The sequence below is a fragment of the Mesorhizobium sp. USDA 4775 genome (genome assembly GCF_054062655.1).
Map to the genome: position 1 here is coordinate 4,544,180 of NZ_JBSSFM010000001.1, position 20,348 is coordinate 4,564,527.

Consider the following 20,348-nt stretch of genomic DNA (forward strand, 5'->3'; position numbering starts at 1 on the left):
GTGCACAGCCGCTCCGCAGCGGGTCGGGTTGCGCGGCGGCATCATTGGTCTAGATTGATGCGCGCGCAAAGCCAAAAACGACAGGCCAGCGGGCTAGCTGGCATATAGGGAGAGAACGCCATGGACGCCGCGGTCGATGCGAGCACCAGCCAGTTCGAACTCAACGAGGAACAGCGCGCCATCCAGGAGATGGCGCAGGCCTTCGCCGCCGACCGCGTCGCGCCGAATGCGCTCGACTGGGATCGCAGGAAGCATTTCCCGGCCGATGTGATCCGCGAGACCGGGCCGCTCGGCCTCGGTGGCATCTATGTCAGGGACGATGTCGGCGGCTCGGCGCTCGGCCGCCTCGACGCTGTGCTGATCTTCGAGGCGCTGTCGCATGCCGATCCGGGCTTTTCGTCCTTCATCTCGATCCACAATATGGTGGCCTCGATGATCGACCGCTTCGGCAACGACGAGCAGCGCCAGCGCTTCCTGCCGAAGCTCACCTCGATGGAATGGCTGGCCAGCTACTGCCTGACCGAGCCGGGCTCCGGATCGGACGCCGCGGCGCTGAAGACACGCGCGGCGAAGAGCGGCGGCGACTATGTCCTCAACGGCGCCAAACAATTCATCTCGGGCGCTGGCGACAGCGACGTCTATGCCGTCATGGTGCGCACCGGCGCCGACGGGCCGAAAGGCATTTCCACCATCGTGGTGCCGAAAGATGCGCCCGGCCTCTCCTTCGGCGCCAACGAGCACAAGATGGGCTGGCACATGCAGTCGACCCGCCAGGTCATCTTCGAGGACTGCAAGGTGCCGGCGGAAAACCTCCTGTCGGGTGAAGGCGCGGGATTCGGCATCGCCATGGCCGGGCTCGATGGCGGCCGGCTGAACATCGCCGCCTGTTCGCTGGGCGGCGCCCAGTCTGCGCTCGACAAGGCGCTGTCCTACACCGCCGAGCGCAAGGCATTCGGCTCGAAGATCAATCAATTCCAGGCGCTGCAGTTCAGGCTGGCGGACATGGAGACCGAGCTGCAGGCAGCGCGCATCTTCCTCTATGCCGCCGCCTCCAAGCTCGACCGCAAGGCGCCGGATGCCGGTAAATGGTCGGCCATGGCCAAGCGCTTCGTCACCGACACCGGCTTCAACGTCGCCAACAATGCACTGCAGCTGCTCGGCGGCTACGGCTATCTGCACGACTACGGCATCGAGAAGCTGGTGCGCGACCTCAGGGTGCACCAGATCCTCGAAGGCACCAACGAGATCATGCGCGTCATCATCGCGCGTGCCTTGATTGGTCGCTGAAGCCAGCAAACTCCGGGAGTGAGACAATGACGACGATCGCCTTCATCGGTCTTGGCAACATGGGCAACCCGATGGCCGCCAACCTTGTCAAGGCTGGGCATGCGGTAAACGGTTTCGACCTAGTGCCGGAAAACCTGACAGTGGCAAAAGAACATGGCGTGACGATCATGGCCAATGCCTTGGCGGCGGTGAAGGACGCTGATGTGGTCATCACCATGCTCCCTGCCGGCAAGCACGTGCTGTCGGTCTACGAGGACATCGCGCCGGGGGCCAAAAAAGGTGCGCTGTTCATCGATTCCTCGACGATCGACGTCGAGTCGGCGCGCAAGGCGCATGCGATTGCCGCCAGACACGGCCTGCTCTCCATCGACGCGCCCGTTTCGGGCGGCACCGGCGGGGCGGCGGCCGGCGCGCTGACTTTCATGGCCGGCGGCTCGCAAGACGCCTTCGCCGCCGCCGAGCCGGCCCTGAAGCCGATGGCCGGGCGCATCGTTCATTGCGGCGGCGACGGCGCCGGCCAGGCGGCGAAGATCTGCAACAACATGATCCTCGGCATTTCGATGATCGGCGTCGCCGAGGCCTTCGTGCTGGCTGAAAAGCTCGGCCTGTCGCATCAGGCGCTGTTCGAGGTCGCCTCGACCTCTTCGGGCCAATGCTGGTCCTTGACCACCTATTGTCCGGTGCCCGGCCCGGTGCCGACCTCGCCCGCCAACAGGGATTACAGACCGGGCTTTGCCGCTGCCCTTATGCTGAAAGACCTGAAATTGTCGCAGGAAGCCGCACAGAGCGCGGGCGCGGTGACCCCGCTTGGCGCCGAAGCGGCACAGCTCTACGCCCTGTTCAACGCCCAGGGGCATGGCGGCGCCGATTTCTCCGGCATAATTAATTTTCTCAGGGGTAACCCAGCGTAACCAACGGATTTGATGGGTTTTTTCCGGATCATCCCGCCAGAAGAACCGCAAATTTAGATTTGCTTAAGCTCTCGATAACTCTGCGGTAACGATGTCGCTATAAAACGGACTGCGAGGCGGACATATCGCATCCGCCCGGCGCTCCGGATCAGGTCTCGCGTACCGGAGCCCGTAAGTTTCGCCAAGTGTTTGCGTAGCGAAACGCCATGCGTATCTGGCAAAGCCGCGTTCCCGATGGAGCGCGGTTTTTGCATTTCTGCCGCGCTCACTCAAGGCTCATGTCTATATTCCAATCGCCGCATTCGGGATTGGCACATGATCTTCGTTGGTCAGCACGATCGGCGCGTCCACTCCATCAACCCTGACCACGAGCAGGCGGATGCTCCACGTGCCGGCATTGCGGACCATATGGGAAAACACGGTGGCTTTGCCCTTGGCGCCGTGGACGGGAATGCTGAACTGGGCGTCGCCCGTTCCATTCGCACTGACGTTGAGATGGCCGCCGACCCAGAAATTGTCGGTTACGTCGTCGCCAATGGCCGCCTTGACCCGGGTATCGGCACGCACGGCGTCCATGGTCATGTGGTAGGCGTCACTGCCTTTGAACATGAAGGGGATGCTGCCGACCGCCGTCGCACAGCCCCCGATACTGAGCACCCAGATAGCAAGGCCGGCGATTGCCCAGTTGCGCTGCGTCTTGCGGAACTGCTCCGCGTCGCGCCAGGCCCGGTTCTGCCAGGCCCAGCGGCTGCCGCGTGCGCCGAGCACGAAGATCATGACGAGATTGACGACCGGGATCAGTGCCAGCAGCGCGATGAAAGTGCTGTTGCCGATGCCCCAGATCCAGTTGAGGAAGAAGGCACCCCAGTTCCAACGGTCGAGCTCGGCCGGGATTTCAGCCGGCTGGTTGAGCGGTTGTCCGGCCATGATGTCCCCCATCGGTGCGTATGCCGATTGGTTCTAGACCATGATTTCGACAATGCGCAAAATCAAAGTTCGGCAGGGTCTATTTCAAGCCTTTGACGACAGCCGGCGAAAATTCGCCTTCACCGCGCGGCTGGCGGGCTTGAGCGCGGCGCTGATCGACAGTTCGGCCGCGACGCCGTTGAACAGCGACGGCGTGCGACCGGAAAGGAGTTCCGGCCAGAATCGCGATGCCGACTGCAGGAAGGACATTTGCGCCGCGAACGCGCCCTCGGCGATTGCCGCGGTCTTCTCGTTCACCGCACGCGCGCTTTCGGTGCCCCAGGGCTGGCTGCTGCCGGCGTCCATCGCCATCAACGGCAGGCGCATCATCGCCACCATCGGCGCCAACATCAGGTCAGCGCCGATGCTGGCCGCTTCTTGCGCGCGTCGGCTCTTGCCGGTTTTTCTCATGGAAATGAACCCCTTGCTACAGCCGGATGGCTGCCGCCCCACACACTACGCGCGGAGGGTGAAGTTTGTTCCCCATGGAGGCAGTATGTTTCTCGAGGGTGGGCGTTCCCCTGAAGAAACGCCCGGTCGAGGTTCGCCTTACCGCTTGCGCAGATCGGCCTGCGCCAGATCCAGCGCCTTGCCGATCCGCTCGCAGGCCATGTCGATCGTGTCGCGGGTCCAGATCAGCGGCGGCGACAGGATCATGGTGTCGCCAGTGGCGCGCAGCATCATGCCATTGGCGATGGCATGGTCACGCACCGTCACCGCGGCACTTCCCGACGGCAGGAACCGCTCCTTGGTCGCCTTGTCCTTGACGATCTCGATCGCGCCCATCAGGCCGATCGAACGCACCTCGCCGACAAGGTCATGCCCGGCGATGCGCTCCTGCAAGGCCTTGGCGAAATAAGGCCCGGTGTCGTTCCTGACGCGCTCGACCAGGCCTTCCTGCTCGATGATCTCGAGGTTTTTCAAGGCCACGGCGCAGGCCACCGGATGCCCGGAATAGGTGTAGCCGTGGTTGAACTCGCCGCCCTTCTCGACCAGCGTCGAGGTGATGCGGTCGCCGACCAGCAGCGCCGACAGCGGCTGATAGCCCGAGGTCAGCGCCTTGGCCGTGGTGATGGTGTCCGGTTCGATGCCGAAGGTCTGGGCCGCGAACCACTCGCCGGTGCGACCATAGCCGGTGATGACCTCGTCCAGCATCAAAAGCACATCATATTTGCGGCAGATGCGCTGCACTTCGGGCCAGTAGCTCGCCGGCGGGATCTTGACGCCGCCCGCGCCCATCACCGGCTCGCCGATAAAGGCCGCGACCTTGTCGGCGCCGGCCTCGAGGATAGCGTCCTCGACCGATTTGGCCGCGCGCAGGCCGAAATCATGATCGCTCTCGCCCGGCAGCGCCAGCTCATAGGCATAGGGCATCATCACATGCACGATGTTGGGCACAGGCCCGTTGAGCTGCTTGTGCATGGCATCCATGCCGCCGAGCGACGTGGCGGCGATGGTCGAGCCGTGATAGGCCATTTTGCGCGAGATGATGCGGTTCTTCTCCGGCTTGCCCTCGATCACCCAGTAGTGGCGTACAAGACGCAAGGCGGTGTCGTTGGCTTCCGAGCCGGAGGAGCCGTAGAACACCTGGTTGACGTTCTTCGGCGCGATCTCGGCCAGCTTCTTGGACAACAGCACCGGCGTCGGCGTCGAGCATTTGAAGAAGGAATTGTAGTAAGGCAGTTCCTTCATCTGGGCGTAGGCGGCCTCGGCGAGTTCGTCGCGGCCATAGCCGATGTTGACGCACCACAGGCCGGCCATGCCGTCGAGCAATTCCAACCCTTCGGAATCGTAGATGAACGGGCCATTGGCGTGGGTGATGATGCGCGAACCCGCTTCACGCAATTCCTTGTGGTCGGTGAAGGGATGGAGATGGTGCGCGGCGTCGATCTGCTGAAGCTGCTTCAGCGAATAATTCTGATAGGTCATGTCTGATTCTTTCCTCTGGATTCAGTCCGGCTGGCGCCGGGGCGAATGCATCAGAGGCTGGCGGGCGGCGAATAACCGATGCGGGCGCACAGTCGCAAAAGCTCCGCGCGCAGCGTGCGCGGCGACGGTGTCACCGCGACCCCGAACGTGCAGACAAAGATCATAGCAGGAGCCATGCCCGGCACCTTAGAGCAAAGGCTGGCCGAGGTGAACCACCCTTTGCTTGGCCCATGACGGAATACTTCTATGCATGTCGCCCAAAGGTGGTCCCGGTCTTAGGAGAACGACATGCACGAAAACAAAGGCATAAAGCGCGTCGCGACGCGCCTTATACCTTGGCTCTCAGTGCCCGCTGTAGGAACACATATTTCATCGCCGTCTGCGCCGCCTGCGGCCGGCGGTCGCCCCGTCCGCCGTGGCCGCCTTCGGTCTCCTCGAAGAACAGTGTCCTGGCGTGGCCGGCCTCCTGCAGGCGAGCCGCCATCTTGCGCGCATGGCCGGGATGGACGCGGTCATCGGCGGTCGAGGTCGTCAGCAGCACCGGCGGATAGGCGGCACCCGCCCTGACATGCTGGTAGGGCGAATAAGCGGACAGCCACCTGGCGTCTTCCGGCTTCGACGGATCGCCATACTCGGCGATCCATGAGGCGCCGGGCGGCAATTCGGTGTAGCGCAGCATGTCGAGCAGCGGCACCTCGATGATGACGGCGCCGAAGAGTTCCGGGCGCTGCGTCAGCGAAACGCCGGTCAGCAGGCCGCCATTCGAGCCGCCCTGGATACCGAGCGAGGCAGCCGTCGCGATGCCGCGCCTGACGACGTCCTCGGCCACCGCGGCGAAATCGTCAAAACCGTTCTGGCGATTGCCTTTCAGCGCCGCCTGGTGCCAGGCGGGCCCGAACTCGCCGCCACCGCGAATGCAGGCCTGCACATAGGCATTGCCCTTCTCCAGCCACAGCCTGCCGCGCACGCCGGCATAGCCCGGCAAGAGCGGCACTTCGAAGCCGCCATAACCGTAGAGCAGCGTAGGCACCGGCCCTTTCTGGTCACGGCGCCGGACGACGAAGTATGGGATCATCGTGCCGTCCTTCGAGCGCGCCTCGAACTGTTCCGAGATCAGCGGCGCGGCATCGAAGCGCGCCGGCTGCGACTTCACCGTGGCAAGCGTCTCGCCGTCGTCATCCGACCAGATGATCGAGCTCGGCGTCAGGAAATCCGTGAAGGAGAAGGACACGCTGGAGCCGAAGCGCTCGGCATGGCTGATGCCGACAGTGCCGTTCTCAGGCAACGCGACCGGCTTCAGCGACCAGGCGCCATTCTTGCGCTCGCAGACGAGAACCTTGCCGCGCACGTTGTCCATCAGGCTGACGAACAGCCGGTCCTGCGTTCTGGCGAGCCCGGCGATGGACACGCGATGCGCCGGCGCCAGCAAGGTTTCGATGGCGCCGAAACCGCCGCTTTCGATCCAGTGCGCGAAATCGAGCGAATAGAGCCCGTCCGGTTTGCACACCGTGCCATCCGGTGCCATCCATGGCGTGCGCACCCCGAACACCAGCTGGTCCTTGAAAAGCGATGTGTCGGTGGCGTCGTCGGGCAGCGGAATGCGCCTGTTTTCGCCAGATGGGAGATGCAGGAAACTGTGCGACGCGAAGAAATTGATAGCCCGCGCCAGGAACACGTGACGCTTCTCGCCGTCGAACTCGACGCCGGCTCCTGCGGCGAGATCGTCTTTCTGCGCCTCGAAGATCGGCGTCGCCTCTTCCAGCGCCGTGCCGCGTTTCCAGAGCTTGATCACACGCGGGTAGCCGGACTCGGTCTTGTCGGATTCCTCGAACGCCGCCGAGACGATGACCGTGTCCTTGTCCAGCCAGCCGAAACCCGACTTGGAAGCCGGCGCACGGAACCCGCCCTCGATGAACAATCTGGTTTCGATGTCGAATTCGCGCATCTCGCTGGCGTCGCCGCCGTCCGGCGACATCGACAGCAGGCAGCGGCTGAAGTCCGGATAGAGCCGGCTGGCACCGCTGAACACCCATTTTATCCCCTCCTTCGCCGCAAGCTCGTCGAAGTCGATGATCGTTTCCCAGACCGGCTGCTCGGTCTTGTAGGAAGCGACCGTCGTGCGGCGCCACAGGCCGAGCGCATTGGTCTTGTCCTGCCAGAAATTATAGACGTGGCCGGCTACAGCCGCGCCGACGGCGATGTTGTCCTCGGCCGTCATCAGGTCGAGTGCCGTCTGGAACGACGCCTGATACGAAGGATCGCCCTGCAATTCGCCAACCGCGATCTCGTTCTGGCCATGCACCCAGTCGAGCGACTGTTTGCTGGTCCTGTCCTCCAGCCAGAGGAAGGGGTCCGCGGTATCGGCTTCTGGCTTGGCGATGGGCTTGGTCATGGAATCTCCAAATAGGCAATGCTTGGGCATGCAACATCGACATGCCGCGTCCGATATTCAAGAGTTGCAGCCAAGGATTTAGGCCTTCGCGCGACCAGCGAGGCTCGCGACCGTCAGGGCCAGGCACATGAGGCAAAGCGTGATCGGCAGGCCTCTCGCACCCAGTATATCCATGGCGCTGCCGGCCAGCGGCGGCACGGCTATGCCGCCGACGCCCCACATCAGCGAGAAGGCGGCGTTGCCGGCGACCAGGGTCGAGCCGGTGAAACGCTCGCCCAGCTCGATGATCGACATCGTGTAGATGCCGTAGGAGACCGCTCCCCAGACGAAGATCATCGGCCAGATCAGCGGCGTTTCGATGAGAAGCGGCAGCAACACGCATCCGAGCACGGTCAAGGAAACACAGGCGAGCCGCACCAGGCGTGCGGTCAGCCTCTCCGCCAGCAGGCCGAGCGGCACCTGCATGGCAATGTTGCCGGCGATCATCATCGACAGCAGCGCCGACATGCGGGCTTCCGCGATACCATAGTGGTTGCCATAGACCGGCAGCAAGGCCAGCGCCCCCTGTTCGAAACCCGCGGCCACGATGACCGCCAACAGAAGCAGCCACGCCATCGGTACGAAGCCCAGAACGGAAACCCGATGCCCGGCCTCGTCCACCTTCGGCAGGCGCGGCAGCACCGACGCCAGGCACATGCCGCATAGCACGAAGGCACAAATACCGACGAGGAAGGGCGGCCATCCCTGCGTACCGACGGCGAGCAGGCAGAGCGGGCCGGCCGCGAAGCCGGCCGAAATGATCGTCGAATAGACGCCCATGATGCGCCCGCGCCTGGCCGGCGGCGCAAGGGCAATCACCCAGATCTCGCTCAAGACATATAGCGGGTTGGTCACCACGCCGATCAGGAAGCGCAGCGGAAGCCACAGATAGACATTCTGCGTCCAGCCGATCAGCGCCAGCACGACGGCCGAGAGCGCGGCGCAAGTAAGCGCCGTGCGCCCCGCCCCGAACCGCCGCGCCAGCCCCGGGATCACCAGCGACGAGACGATGAAGCCGATCGGCGTCATGGCCGCCGACAGGCCGATCATCGCCGGCGAGACGCCCTGGCGCTGCAGGATGAAGCTCAGCAGCGGATAGGACAGCCCCTGCGCGATGGCGAACACCGAGACGGTCGCGATCACGCCGGTGATCGCCGCCCATTGCATTCCTTCGCCAGTTTTCGAATCCGCCGCGGCCATGGTCCTACCGTTGGTGCCCGGCAGGATTACCGGCTCGGCCAAACAGCGGTAAGCCCCGCCGGCGGAAAGCGCTTGCTCCAGCCAGATCCATGTCAGGTGGCTCGGCGTTGCGAGGAGCGGAACAAGGCGAAGGCGACCAGAGCCGCATCGAGACCGAAGATCACCACGGGCAGGCCCAGCGGGCCGATGCCTTGCATCAGCAGGCCGGCGCCCGGCGGGCCGACAATGCCGCCAACGCCCCACAGCAGGGCGAAGGCCGCATTGCCGGTGACGAGCAGCGTGCCCTTGAAGCGGCTGCCGAGTTCGACCAATGCCATCGTATAGACGCCGTAGCCCACCGCGCCCATCACCAGCAGCACGCCCCAGATCAGCGGCGTGGTGATCAGCAGCGGCAGCAGCGCCGCGCAGATTGCCGTCGCCACCGCGCAGGCTACGATCATCGGGCGGCCACCGAACCGTTCCGCCAGCAGGCCGAGCGGGATCTGCAGCAGGATGTTGCCGAGCGACAGTGCCATCACCAGCGCGGCGAGCACGGCTTCCGGCAGGCCATAGCCGGTGCCGAAGACCGGGACCAGCGCATAGGTGCTCTGCTGGACGGCGGCCGAGACCAGCACGGCCAGCAGCAGCGCCGGCGCCAGCCGGGCGAAGCCGACAAAGCTGCCGGCTGGCTGCCCGTCATCCTCGAACCCGGTAAGCTTCGAGGAGACAAGGCGCAGGATGACCGCGCAAAGCACGAAGCCACCGATGCCGACGCTGAAGGGTGCCCAGCCCGACGTGCCGACGAAGGTCAGGGTGAAGGGCCCCGCCGCATAACCGGCGCCCATCAGCGTGTTGAACACGCCCATCACCCGGCCGCGCCGCGAAGGCGGCGCTAGCGACAGCGCCCAGACCTCGCCGAGGATATAGAGCGGATTGATGACGACCCCGATGATGAAGCGGATGATGTACCAGGCCATCCAGTTCTGCAGATAGCCGATGCCGAGGAAACACAGCACGCCGATCAGCGAGCAGCCGACCGCCAGGTTGCGCGCACCGACCAGCCGCACCGCCGCTGGCACGAACGAGGCCGACAGGATCAGGCCGAGCGGCATCATCGCCGCCGACAGGCCGATCAGCCCGGGCGACATGCCTTGCTTCTGCATCAAAAGCGTGAACAGCGGTGAGCTCAGCCCTTGCGCGGCGCCGAACATGGCAAGTGCCGCGGTGACGCCGGCGAGCGCTGCCCACTGCGTCCCCGCTTCGCCTTCGCTCGAGCTGGTTGCGACCATTCCATCATTCCATGTGAGGTGCCGGCTGACCTCCCTGCCGGCAAGGCCCACCAGCTACGGGTTCAATTCGGGGAAAGAAAGGGCCGGTAAGCTAAATCCGCTTGCGCCAACAGCGCGGTGATCAGGCGATGCCGCGGCCACACAGCTGCCGTTCCGGCATGTCGCTTCCCTCGCCCTAGTGGTCGCCGCCTCCGCAATGGCCGGCGGGCCGCCGGTCCATTATGCCGCCCGCTATTCGCATCCTACGAGGACCATCATGACCGCCGCCGTAAACCCCTTAGAACCGGCCCTGGCACCCGACCGTGCCCGCCGTGGCGGCCGCGCCGGAAAGCGCGCCGGAGGCTCGGCCGCGTTCGAGCAACCGGCTTTCCGCCAGCTGAAAAACCCGCTGGCGCCGACCAGGCTGGTGTCGGAAGACGAGCTGGAATCGATCCACCTCGCCTCCTTGCGCGTGCTCAGGGAAATCGGCGTCGACGTCCTGCACGACGAAGCCCGCCGCATCATGAAGGCGCATGGCGCCGATGTGCGCGAAGGCTCGGAGCGCGTACGCTTCGACAGCGACATGATCCTCGAACTCATCTCGCACTGCCCGTCGGAAATTCACCATCCATGCCCGCAACCCTGCGCATAATGTGCGCTTTGGCGGCGACAATCTGATCATCTCGATGATGGCGTCGGCGCCGAACTGCTCCGACATCGATCGAGGCCGCCGACCCGGCAACCAGGCCGACTACCGCAATTTCCTGCGCCTGGCGCAGATGCACAACATCCTGAACTGCACCGGCGGCTATCCGGTCGAGCCGACCGATATCCATCCGTCGGTGCGCCACCTCGAATGCATCCGCGACCTCGCCACGCTGACCGACAAGGTGTTTCACATCTATTCGCTCGGCAAGGAGCGCAATGTCGACGGCATCGAGATCGCCAGGATCGCGCGCGGCATCAGCCACGAGCAACTGCTCGAGGAGCCGTCCGTCTTCACCATCATCAACACCAATTCGCCGCTCAAGCTCGACGTGCCGATGATGGAAGGTATCATCCAGATGTCGAGCAAGGGCCAGGTCGTTGTCGTCACGCCCTTCACCCTGTCGGGCGCCATGGCGCCGGTCACCATCGCTGGCGCGCTGGTGCAGCAGAATGCCGAGGCGCTGTCCGGCATCGCCTTTGCCCAGATGGTGCGCAGGGGCGCGCCTGTCGGCTATGGCGGCTTCACTTCCAATGTCGACATGAAGTCCGGCTCACCGGCCTTCGGCACGCCCGAATATATGAAGGCGCAGCTTGTCGGCGGCCAGCTTGCCCGCCGCTATAACATCCCCTACCGCACCTCCAACACCTGCGCCGCCAACACGGTCGACGCGCAGGCGGCCTATGAGAGCGTGTTCTCGCTGTGGGGCGCCATCCAGGGCGGCGGCAATCTGATGATGCATGCCGCCGGCTGGCTCGAGGGCGGCCTGCGCTGCTCCTACGAGAAAACCATTCTCGACATCGACCTGTTGCAGATGGTGGCCGAATTCCTCACCCCGCTCGACCTGTCAGAGGAGGCGCTCGGCTTCGACGCCATCCAGTCGGTTGGCCCCGGCGGCCATTTCTTCGGCACCCAGCATACGCAGGACCGCTACAAGACCGCCTTCTATTCGCCGATCATTTCCGATTGGCGCAATTTCGAGACCTGGGCGGAAGCTGGCTCGCCAACGGCGATGGAGAAGGCCAACAAGGTCTGGAAGGAACGGCTGGCATCCTATGAAGAGCCCTACATGGATCCGGCGATCCGCGAGGAACTCAACGACTTCGTCCAGAAGCGCACGGCCGAAGGCGGCGCGCCGACCGATTTTTGATCGTGCATGGCGGGCGTCGTGACCGCCAGCGACCGAAACCTCTGATTCAATTTACGCAAAAACGGACCTATCTTCATGAAATCCCATGTAAAAGCGGTTGTCATCGGCGGCGGTGTCGTCGGCTGCTCGGTGCTCTATCACCTGGCCAAGGCCGGCTGGACCGACATCATGCTGATCGAGCGTTCGGAGCTGACCTCCGGCTCGTCCTGGCACGCGGCCGGCGGTTTCCACACGCTGAACGGCGACCCCAACGTCGCCAAGCTGCAGGCCTACACCGTGCAGCTCTACAAGGAGATCGAGGAAATCTCGGGCCAGTCCTGCTCGCTGCACCTGACCGGCGGCGTGATGATGGCCGATACGCCGGAGCGCATGGACTTCCTGCGGCTGGCCCACGCCAAGGGCCGCTATCTCGGCATGGACACCGAGCTGATCACACCGTCCGAAGCCAAGGCGATGTTCCCGCTGATGGATGAGAAGAACTTCGTCGGCGCCATGTGGGATCCAGTCGAAGGCCATCTCGACCCGTCCGGCACCACCATCGCCTATTCCAAGGCGGCGAAGAAACTCGGTGCCGAGATCGTGCTGCGCAACCGCGTCGTCGATCTCACGCAGCAGCCCGACGGCACCTGGAACGTCGTCACCGAACAGGGCACGGTCCACGCCGAGCATGTCGTCAATTGCGGCGGCCTGTGGGCGCGTGAGATCGGCCGCATGGTCGGCGTCGAACTGCCTGTGCTGGCCATGGAGCACATGTATCTCCTGACCGAGCCGATGCCGGAGGTCGAGGAGTTCAACAAGTCGACCGGCCGCGAGATGATCGGCGTGCTCGACTTCAAGGGTGAGATCTACACCCGCCAGGAGCGCAACGGCATCCTGCTCGGCACCTATGAGAAAGCCTGCAAGCCATGGTCGCCGGTCAACACACCCTGGGATTTCGGCCATGAACTGCTGCCGCCCGATCTCGACCGCATCGCGCCGTCGCTGGAAATCGGCTTCAAGCACTTCCCCGGCATCGAGAAGGCCGGCATCAAGCAGATCATCAACGGCCCCTTCACCTTCGCGCTCGACGGCAACCCCCTGGTCGGTCCGGTGCAGGGCCTGACCAATTTCTGGTGCGCCTGCGCCGTCATGGCCGGCTTCAGCCAGGGCGGCGGCGTCGGCCTCGCTCTGTCGAACTGGATGGTGCATGGCGATCCCGGCTTCGACGTCTGGGGCATGGATGTCGCCCGCTTCGGCGAATGGGCCGGTCTGCGCTACACCAACGCCAAGGTGCGCGAAAACTATTCGCGCCGCTTCTCGATCCGCTTCCCCAATGAGGAACTGCCGGCCGCACGCCCGGCGCAGACGACCCCACTCTACGACACCATGCTCGCCAACAACGCCGTCATGGGCGACTCGTGGGGCCTTGAAACCCCGCTCTGGTTCGCGCCGAAGGGCAAGGAGCCCAGGGATATCGTCTCGTTCCACCGCTCCAACGATTTCGGCCCGATCGGCGAGGAAGTGCGCGCCACGCGCGAGCGCGTCGGCGTCACCGAAATCGCCAACTTCGCCAAATACGAAGTGTCGGGGCCGGGCGCGGAAGAGTTCCTCAACCGGCTGATGACCAACCGCATGCCGAAGACCGGCCGCATCGTGCTAACCCCGATGATCAACGAATTCGGCAAGCTGATCGGCGACTTCACCATCGCCAAGGCCGGCGAAGACCGCTTCATGATCTGGGGCTCTTCGGCCGCGCAGAAATACCACATGCGCTGGTTCGAGAAGCACCTGCCGAAAGACGGTTCGGTGCGCATCCATCGCTTCGACCAGACGCTGGTCGGCCTGTCGATCGCCGGACCAAAGTCACGTGATCTGCTGCAAAAGCTCGTGGATACGGACATCTCGACCAAAGCCTTCCGCTTCATGGATTTCCGCGAGATGGCAGTCGGCGGCGCCCCCTGCATGGTCAACCGCATCACCTACACCGGCGATCTCGGCTACGAGATCTGGATGGCGCCGGCCTACCAGCGCCTGGTCTATAAGGCGATCAAGGATGCCGGCGAGGAATTCGGCCTGGTCGATTTCGGCATGCGCGCCCTGCTCTCAATGCGCCTGGAAAAGAACTTCCCGACCTGGTTCCGCGAGCTGCGGCCGATCTACGGACCATTCGAAGGCTCGATGGACCGCTTCATCAAGCTCGAGAAGAACGATTTCATCGGCCGCGAAGCCGCTGCCAAGGAACAGGCGGAAGGCCCGAAACTGCGCCGCGTCTCCTTCATCGTCGACGCCGCCGATGCCGACGTCATGGGCGACGAGCCGATCTGGGCCAAGGTCAGCAAGGATTTTGGCACGGTGGAAAAGCCGCATGGCTATGGCGCGCCGCGCTTCGACGACAAGGGCGAGGAAGTGCGTGGCTCCAAGGCTGCCGAAGGCGCTTCTGCCGTGCGCGGCATCGTCGATGGCGACTGGCGCGTGGTCGGCTGGGTGACGTCGGGCGGCTATGCCCACTATGTCCAGAAGTCGATGGCGCAGGGCTACGTTCCTGCGGCACTCGCTGAGGACGAAAGTGCCGGCCTGTTCGAGATCGAGATCCTCGGACACCGTCGCCCGGCGCGCATCAATGTCGAGGCGCCTTTCGACCCGAGCGGCGAGAAGATGCGGACCTGAGGTTCAGCCATGGACGGCGCGGCGCCAAAAGGCGGCTTCGGCCGCCATCGCAAGATCATGCCGTTCGAGCCTGGCTCGATCGAGGAATTGCGTGAAGGCTCCCGCCAGAAGGCGGCGTCGCTCAACCAGCATGTGCTGGGCTATGGCGCGCAGGCTGAAGCAGAATGGGCGGCGGCAGGCATTGCCGCCCCCGATCTTCCGGCGATGCGCAAATACCGGCTGGAGCGCATCCGCGCCGAGCTGAAGCGGCGCGGCTATGCCGGCGCCCTGCTCTACGACCCCGTCAACATCCGTTACGCCACCGACTCGACCAACATGCAGCTGTGGGTGGCGCACAATCCGACGCGGCATTGCTTCGTCGCCACCGAAGGCCCTGTGGTGCTGTTCGACTATTTCTCCTGCGAGCATCTGTCTGACCATTCCGGCGTCGTCGACGAAGTGCGCCCGGCTGTCTCGTGGATGTATCTCTACAGCGGCGAACTCACGGAGCAAAAGGTCCGCCGCTGGGCCGCCGGCATTGCCGATCTGGTGAGGGAACATGGCGGCGGCAACAGCCGCATCGCGGTCGATCACATCAATCCAGAAGGCGTCGAGGAACTCGCCCGTCTCGGCATCTCCATCGGCAATGGCGAAGCGGTGATGGAGAATGCCCGGCTGATCAAATCACCGGACGAAATCCTCGCCATGCGCCGCACCATTGTCGCCTGCGAGGCGGCGATGGGCGAGATGGAACAGGCTCTGCAGCCCGGCATTTCCGAGAACGAACTGTGGGCCGAGCTGCACCGCGGCAACATTGCGCGCGGCGGCGAATGGATCGAAACGCGGCTACTGACGTCCGGCCCGCGCACCAATCCGTGGTTCCAGGAGTGCTCGTCGCGCATCATCGAGGCCGGCGACCTCGTTGCCTTTGACACCGACCTGATCGGCCCATACGGCTTCTGCGCAGACCTGTCGCGCACCTGGCTGTGCGGCGATGCCAAGCCGAGCAATGAGCAGCGCGACCTGTTCCGCATCGCCGCCGACCAGATCGAGCACAACACGCAGTTGATGCAGCCGGGCATCTCGTTTCGCGACCTTGTCGAGCGCTCGGCGGTGCCGCCGGGAGACTGCTTCTCGACCCGCTACGGCGTGCTCTACCACGGCGTCGGCCTGGCTGACGAATACCCCACGCTGCCGCATGCCAGCGACTGGACGCCGGATACGCCGGACGGCGTGATCGAACCCGGCATGGTGCTGTGCGTGGAAAGCTATATCGGCAGGCTTGGCGGGCGCGAAGGCGTCAAGATCGAGGAGCAGATCCTGATCACCGAGACCGGCAATGAGCAGCTTTCAACCTACCCGTTGGATGCGAGGCTGCTCGCTTAGGCTGGCAAGGGCTTCGCGCATTGCCCGGACTGTCTTTTCCGGCGTCGTCCTGGCGGTGATGAAGGGTAAGCCCTTGCGCCGCGCCGTCCAGCCGACGATCACGACTTTGCGTGCCGCCGGTTCGAAACGCTGCGCCAGCGCCCAGCTTTCGCAGTCGATTGCTGCGACATCTGCCCTGCCCTCGGCAACAGTAACGATCGAAGCGCGATGACCGCCGCTTTCGCTGCGCGAGGAAAAGATATCGAGGCTTTCGCCGGCCGCCTGCAGATCACGCGTCAGCCCGATCATGCCCGACATGGAATCCAGGCTGTTGAAGGTGAAGCGCTTGCCACGGAACAGGTCGAGCGGCAGCAAGGCCTTGCCGTCCGCGGGCGAGCGAGCTTCCGGCCCCTCGCCCGTCCGCATCACCAGCGCGCTGGAATAGAGTTCGCCCTGCCCGCCCTCATAGGCGTCATAGCTTGGCTGGCCGATCACTTGCACATGGCTGGACAGACCGAGTTCCATCGGCCCCCAGCAGGTCTGCGCGAACAGCAGCGCCGGATGCAGCCAGAGCTTGTGATAATCGAGTTCGCCCGGCGGCAATGTCGAAGGATCCGGCGCGATCAGCGCCCCTTGGGCATCATGGATGCCGCCCGGCACCGGCGGCAGATCGCCATTGCTGCGCGCGATGGCTTGCGGCGCGTCGATGCCCTTTTGCCGGAAGGCATCGCGCAATTGCCCCCATTGCGCGTCGACCTCGCCGCGCACTTCGGGCCAGTCATACATGGGCAATGCCGCAACCAGTTCGCTCATGCCGATATCAAATCATCACGTCTGTAAAAAGGACCACAAAAACGCGGCGTCCAATCAGAATTGGCCGACACGAGGGATGCCGCGAATTATTCCTTGGGCGGCTCGGCGGGCACCGGCGCCGTGCCGAGCCCATTGATGTTGCGTGCCCGGATGCGCGGCTTGAACGCCCGGCCGTGCTCAGGCGCACGCCGCAGCACCGGATGCACGATCGGCTCCTTAGCCTTGAAGGCATAGGCTTTGATCAGCGCGAAATAGTTCGGATAGGCATAGCCATTGTTCATCCGCAGCCACTCGTCACGACGCTCGCGAAACAGTCTCGGCAGCTTGTACCAGGCCACCGTAGGCGTCTTGTGATGGACGAAGTGAAGATTGTTGTTGAGGAACAGGAACGACAGCGGCGAGCGCTCGATGATCACCGTGCGGCCTTCCGGATGCTCGGACCACTGATGCTCGGCAAAGGTGCGGATCGCGATCAGCGACTGGCCGAGCCAGACCGGCGCCAGAATGTAGAGCCACAGCGGAATGCCGAAGCCGAACTGCACGATCGGCGCCACGATGGCGAGGCCGATCGCATGCAGCAGCCAAGCCTTGCGGATCGCCTTGTCGCCGGCCATCATCTGCTTGAAATCGTCAATGAAGAAGCCGATGCAAGACAGCCACGGGCCAAGGAAGAAACGGCCGGCCATGGTGTTGTTGATCTTGAGCAGGAACTTCATCGTCGGCGGCAAATCGTCGTGCTGCCACAGCGCCTGATAGTAGCTTTCGGGATCGTCGAGCGGATCGGTCAGCCGCTCGTCGGCATGGTGGCGCAGGTGCAGCGTCTTGAAGCGGCGGTACGGCCAGACCAGGCCGATCGGCAGGAAGACGAAGGCCTCGTTGATCAGCGCGCTGCGCGTCGGATGGCCATGCAGCACTTCGTGCATGATCGACGACTGCAGTGCGAGAATGAAGCCAAGGAGAGCGAGGGCCACGATGGGATGGGAAGGCCAGAGCAGGAAACCGGTGGCAAGCCACGTTCCGTAACAGAAGAAAGCGAGAACCGCGGTCGGCCACTCGATGGCCGGTGTGTTGCGTCGCTTGATGCTCTTGCCTGTCATGCTATCGACCACTGCCCCTCAGTCGTCGGAACCCCAACTGGTTCCTGACAGCATAGTGTCAGGAGAAGCGATTCCACTCAACGCGACAAAGTATACAAACTGTTGCGATTGCGCATTTTTGACTGCACATGTTACACATTGTAAACATGCTTAGGGATTCATTTACGCCTGAGGCACCTCCGTGGACGGTTTCGGTGCAAATTTTTCCTCAAGATTCGGAGAAGCGGACGATGGACAAACGCGATCTGTCAGCAATTTTCCGGGAGCGTCTGAAGCTGCTCCTGACACGATCCGACCTCAATCAGTCGGCCTTCGCGTCAGCAGTCGGCATCGACCGCTCGGCGTTGTCGCAGCTGATGTCGGGCGCCTCGACGCGCTTGCCGCGCGCCGAAACGCTGCTCAACATCGCCGCCGAATTCAAAGTGTCGCTGGACTGGCTGCTCGGCCTCAGCCAGGACGAAGGCGTCACCGGCGAAATTCGCGAAAGCCTGGAGATCGAGGAGGCGCCCGACGGTTTCGACCGCACGCTGCTCGCCAAATGGTTCGCCGAGGCAGCCGGCACCAAGATCCGCTACGTGCCCGCAGGCATTCCCGATCTGCTGCGGACCCGCGCGCTGGTCGACTACGAGGCCAACATCACCAACAGGAGCCGCCTGGCACAGGCCAGCGAGACGCAATACCGCATCGAATACAACCGACGCCCGGAAACCGACATGGAAGTCTGCATGCCGCGCCACACGCTGGAGATTTTCGCGCGCGGCCTCGGTGTGTGGGATCGTTTTCCCGAGGCCGACCGCCGGCAGCAGCTCGCCCATATGGCGACATTGCTCGAAGATCTCTACCCGACCTTCCGGCTGTTTCTCTATGACGGCCGCATGCGCTATTCGATCCCGCTCACCATCTTCGGCCCCTATCGCGCCGCCATCTATGTCGGCGACATGTATGTCGTGCTGAACGCCACCCAGCCGGTCCAGGCGCTGACCCAGCATTTCGACAATCTGATCCGCGCCGCCGACGTCAATCCGCACGAGGCCGCCGCCTTCGCCCGCAATCTGGCCGGCATGTCGTTCCCGTCAGGCTATGTCTGATCGACGGCAATCATGGTCATTCGATTGCTGGACCCCGACATGGTTGAGGGCCACGCCATTCGCATTGCCGAGGCCGCCACAAATCATTGACTAGACATAAAGACTTCTTTATATCCTTATTCGAATTTGAAACACGAAAGCCAATCCGATGACCACCACCAATCCGATCGATGCCCTGCTGGCTGAAAAGGGCGTGCTGCTGGCCGATGGCGCCACCGGCACCAATCTGTTCGCGATGGGCCTGGAGGCCGGCGAGGCGCCGGAATTGCTGAACGAGACGGCGCCCGACACCATCACCAGCCTGCACCAGAATTTCGTCGATGCCGGCGCCGACATCATCCTGACCAATTCCTTCGGCGGCACCCGCCACCGGCTGAAACTCCACCATGCGCAGGATCGCGTGCAAGCGCTCAACAAGCGCGCCGCCGAGATTGCCCGCGCCGTCGCCGACAAGGCCGGCCGCAAGGTGATCGTTGCCGGCTCCGTCGGCCCGACCGGCGAATTGCTGGTGCCGCTTGGCGCCATGACCTATGACGAAGCTGTCGACGCCTTTGCCGAGCAGATCGAGGGCCTCAAGCAAGGCGGCGCCGAAGTCGCCTGGATCGAGACCATGTCGGCGCCCGACGAGATTCGCGCCGCCGCCGAAGCCGCCATCCGCGTCGGCCTCCCGTACACCTATACCGGCTCCTTCGACACAGCCGGCCGCACCATGATGGGCCTGCTGCCGAAAGACATCCATGGCGTCGTTGACGGGCTGTCCGAAGCACCGCTCGGCGTTGGCGCCAATTGCGGCGTCGGCGCTTCAGACATCCTGGCCTCGCTGCTCGACATGACCGAGGCGAAGCCGCAGGCGACGGTGATCGTCAAGGGCAATTGCGGCATTCCGGAATTCCGCGGTACTGAGATCCATTATTCCGGCACGCCGGAACTGATGGCCGACTATGTTCGCCTCGCCGTCGATGCCGGCGCCAAGATTGTCGGTGGTTGCTGCGGCACTTCGTTCCAGCACCTTGCCGCCATGCGCAAGGCACTCGACGCCCACACCAAGGCGGGTCGTCCGACGGTCGAGACGATCGTCGAGCGCATCGGTCCGATGCGCAACAAGGTGGCGACGGAAAACACCGCCGAGACCAGCGAGGCCCGCCGCGAGCGCCGCCGCAGCCGGGCCTGAGGATTTCGATTATTCGCTGTTGTCGGCGTAGCTCGATTGCGCCGACCTGAAATCGACGACATTGTCGCCGCGCATCGTCATCAGCGCGCCGGAAGAAGCTGGATCGGTGATCTGTTCCAGCATGGCGCGGAAGCGGTCGTTGGTCAGCGCCGACATTGCAGTGTGACGCGCCTGCGCGACATCGTCGCTGATGCGTCTGGATTCGGCCGATGGGGCTGATGAAACCGTCGAAGCGTCCCGCACCGGCGGCGGCGAGTTGGCGATAGTCCTGATCTGCAATTCCGGCTCCCTCAAGCCCTGTAAACAAGTCCGGTGTAGCAACAGGAAATTGCGATCCGGTACCGGAAATCTCGCGCAATTTA

Annotated in this window: 16 protein-coding genes and 1 pseudogene; 7 read left to right on the forward strand and 10 right to left on the reverse strand. The window is 63.8% G+C overall.

Annotated elements, in window-relative coordinates; translation table 11 throughout:
- Window positions 1-120 precede the first annotated feature (120 nt).
- Window positions 121-1,287: an isobutyryl-CoA dehydrogenase gene (locus tag ACVILI_RS22250; protein ID WP_019858667.1), complete on the forward strand. Its 1,167-nt coding sequence runs from the start codon at window positions 121-123 to the stop codon at window positions 1,285-1,287.
- A gap of 26 nt (window positions 1,288-1,313) precedes the next feature.
- A complete protein-coding gene (gene mmsB / locus ACVILI_RS22255) occupies window positions 1,314-2,198 on the forward strand; it encodes a 3-hydroxyisobutyrate dehydrogenase (protein ID WP_038647367.1) in 885 nt (294 codons plus the stop codon).
- A 282-nt stretch (window positions 2,199-2,480) separates the two neighbouring features.
- Here mmsB and ACVILI_RS22260 read toward each other — a convergent pair whose 3' ends face one another.
- The 7 genes from ACVILI_RS22260 to ACVILI_RS22290 form a co-directional block, all read right to left on the reverse strand.
- Entirely contained in the window at window positions 2,481-3,125 is a 645-nt protein-coding gene (locus ACVILI_RS22260) for a cytochrome c oxidase assembly factor Coa1 family protein (RefSeq protein ID WP_038652878.1), read from the reverse strand.
- An 84-nt stretch (window positions 3,126-3,209) separates the two neighbouring features.
- Window positions 3,210-3,575, reverse strand: coding sequence for a hypothetical protein (locus ACVILI_RS22265; RefSeq protein WP_027046943.1), 366 nt, complete (start codon window positions 3,573-3,575; stop codon window positions 3,210-3,212).
- A 138-nt stretch (window positions 3,576-3,713) separates the two neighbouring features.
- On the reverse strand, window positions 3,714-5,093 hold the full coding sequence (locus ACVILI_RS22270; RefSeq protein ID WP_038647369.1) for an aspartate aminotransferase family protein: 1,380 nt from the start codon (window positions 5,091-5,093) through the stop codon (window positions 3,714-3,716).
- A gap of 50 nt (window positions 5,094-5,143) precedes the next feature.
- Entirely contained in the window at window positions 5,144-5,269 is a 126-nt protein-coding gene (locus ACVILI_RS22275; RefSeq protein ID WP_080643747.1) for a capsid protein, read from the reverse strand.
- A gap of 152 nt (window positions 5,270-5,421) precedes the next feature.
- Entirely contained in the window at window positions 5,422-7,485 is a 2,064-nt protein-coding gene (locus tag ACVILI_RS22280) for a prolyl oligopeptidase family serine peptidase (protein ID WP_240564647.1), read from the reverse strand.
- Between the two features lie 78 nt (window positions 7,486-7,563).
- Window positions 7,564-8,724, reverse strand: a complete 1,161-nt coding sequence (locus ACVILI_RS22285) for an MFS transporter (RefSeq protein ID WP_038647371.1) — start codon at window positions 8,722-8,724, stop codon at window positions 7,564-7,566.
- 92 nt (window positions 8,725-8,816) lie between these two features.
- Window positions 8,817-9,992, reverse strand: a complete 1,176-nt coding sequence (locus ACVILI_RS22290) for an MFS transporter (protein ID WP_038647373.1) — start codon at window positions 9,990-9,992, stop codon at window positions 8,817-8,819.
- Between the two features lie 256 nt (window positions 9,993-10,248).
- Between ACVILI_RS22290 and ACVILI_RS22295 the strand changes: the two are divergent.
- From ACVILI_RS22295 to ACVILI_RS22305, 3 genes and pseudogenes are all read left to right on the forward strand, one after another.
- Window positions 10,249-11,827: pseudogene (locus tag ACVILI_RS22295) on the forward strand (trimethylamine methyltransferase family protein).
- Between the two features lie 75 nt (window positions 11,828-11,902).
- A complete protein-coding gene (locus ACVILI_RS22300) occupies window positions 11,903-14,473 on the forward strand; it encodes a GcvT family protein (protein ID WP_038647375.1) in 2,571 nt (856 codons plus the stop codon).
- A 9-nt stretch (window positions 14,474-14,482) separates the two neighbouring features.
- Window positions 14,483-15,838: a M24 family metallopeptidase gene (locus tag ACVILI_RS22305; RefSeq protein ID WP_019858679.1), complete on the forward strand. Its 1,356-nt coding sequence runs from the start codon at window positions 14,483-14,485 to the stop codon at window positions 15,836-15,838.
- Here ACVILI_RS22305 and ACVILI_RS22310 read toward each other — a convergent pair.
- Both ACVILI_RS22310 and ACVILI_RS22315 read right to left on the reverse strand, forming a co-directional pair.
- Complete coding sequence (locus ACVILI_RS22310; protein WP_038647376.1) at window positions 15,803-16,630, reverse strand: phosphate/phosphite/phosphonate ABC transporter substrate-binding protein; 828 nt, start codon at window positions 16,628-16,630, stop codon at window positions 15,803-15,805. The two genes, ACVILI_RS22305 and ACVILI_RS22310, sit on opposite strands and share 36 nt — an antisense overlap.
- 86 nt (window positions 16,631-16,716) lie before the next feature.
- Window positions 16,717-17,727: a fatty acid desaturase gene (locus ACVILI_RS22315; protein ID WP_027046945.1), complete on the reverse strand. Its 1,011-nt coding sequence runs from the start codon at window positions 17,725-17,727 to the stop codon at window positions 16,717-16,719.
- Between the two features lie 230 nt (window positions 17,728-17,957).
- Between ACVILI_RS22315 and ACVILI_RS22320 the strand changes: the two genes are divergently transcribed.
- A complete protein-coding gene (locus tag ACVILI_RS22320) occupies window positions 17,958-18,815 on the forward strand; it encodes a helix-turn-helix domain-containing protein (RefSeq protein ID WP_027046946.1) in 858 nt (285 codons plus the stop codon).
- Window positions 18,816-18,963: 148 nt separating this feature from the next.
- Window positions 18,964-19,986: a betaine--homocysteine S-methyltransferase gene (bmt, locus tag ACVILI_RS22325; protein ID WP_019858688.1), complete on the forward strand. Its 1,023-nt coding sequence runs from the start codon at window positions 18,964-18,966 to the stop codon at window positions 19,984-19,986.
- Window positions 19,987-19,995: 9 nt separating this feature from the next.
- On the opposite strand, the gene ACVILI_RS22330 is transcribed toward bmt, so the two are convergent.
- Complete coding sequence (locus ACVILI_RS22330) at window positions 19,996-20,265, reverse strand: hypothetical protein (protein WP_027046947.1); 270 nt, start codon at window positions 20,263-20,265, stop codon at window positions 19,996-19,998.
- Window positions 20,266-20,348 lie beyond the last annotated feature (83 nt).

Bases quoted from the DNA above. Each gene is read 5' to 3' on its own strand.
- ACVILI_RS22250 (WP_019858667.1), top strand. From the start codon at position 121: ATGGACGCCGCGGTCGATGCGAGCACCAGCCAGTTCGAACTCAACGAG.
- mmsB (WP_038647367.1), top strand. From the start codon at position 1,314: ATGACGACGATCGCCTTCATCGGTCTTGGCAACATGGGCAACCCGATG.
- ACVILI_RS22260 (WP_038652878.1), bottom strand. From the start codon at position 3,125: ATGGCCGGACAACCGCTCAACCAGCCGGCTGAAATCCCGGCCGAGCTC.
- ACVILI_RS22265 (WP_027046943.1), bottom strand. From the start codon at position 3,575: ATGAGAAAAACCGGCAAGAGCCGACGCGCGCAAGAAGCGGCCAGCATC.
- ACVILI_RS22270 (WP_038647369.1), bottom strand. From the start codon at position 5,093: ATGACCTATCAGAATTATTCGCTGAAGCAGCTTCAGCAGATCGACGCC.
- ACVILI_RS22275 (WP_080643747.1), bottom strand. From the start codon at position 5,269: ATGGCTCCTGCTATGATCTTTGTCTGCACGTTCGGGGTCGCGGTGACA.
- ACVILI_RS22280 (WP_240564647.1), bottom strand. From the start codon at position 7,485: ATGACCAAGCCCATCGCCAAGCCAGAAGCCGATACCGCGGACCCCTTC.
- ACVILI_RS22285 (WP_038647371.1), bottom strand. From the start codon at position 8,724: ATGGCCGCGGCGGATTCGAAAACTGGCGAAGGAATGCAATGGGCGGCG.
- ACVILI_RS22290 (WP_038647373.1), bottom strand. From the start codon at position 9,992: ATGGTCGCAACCAGCTCGAGCGAAGGCGAAGCGGGGACGCAGTGGGCA.
- ACVILI_RS22300 (WP_038647375.1), top strand. From the start codon at position 11,903: ATGAAATCCCATGTAAAAGCGGTTGTCATCGGCGGCGGTGTCGTCGGC.
- ACVILI_RS22305 (WP_019858679.1), top strand. From the start codon at position 14,483: ATGGACGGCGCGGCGCCAAAAGGCGGCTTCGGCCGCCATCGCAAGATC.
- ACVILI_RS22310 (WP_038647376.1), bottom strand. From the start codon at position 16,630: ATGAGCGAACTGGTTGCGGCATTGCCCATGTATGACTGGCCCGAAGTG.
- ACVILI_RS22315 (WP_027046945.1), bottom strand. From the start codon at position 17,727: ATGACAGGCAAGAGCATCAAGCGACGCAACACACCGGCCATCGAGTGG.
- ACVILI_RS22320 (WP_027046946.1), top strand. From the start codon at position 17,958: ATGGACAAACGCGATCTGTCAGCAATTTTCCGGGAGCGTCTGAAGCTG.
- bmt (WP_019858688.1), top strand. From the start codon at position 18,964: ATGACCACCACCAATCCGATCGATGCCCTGCTGGCTGAAAAGGGCGTG.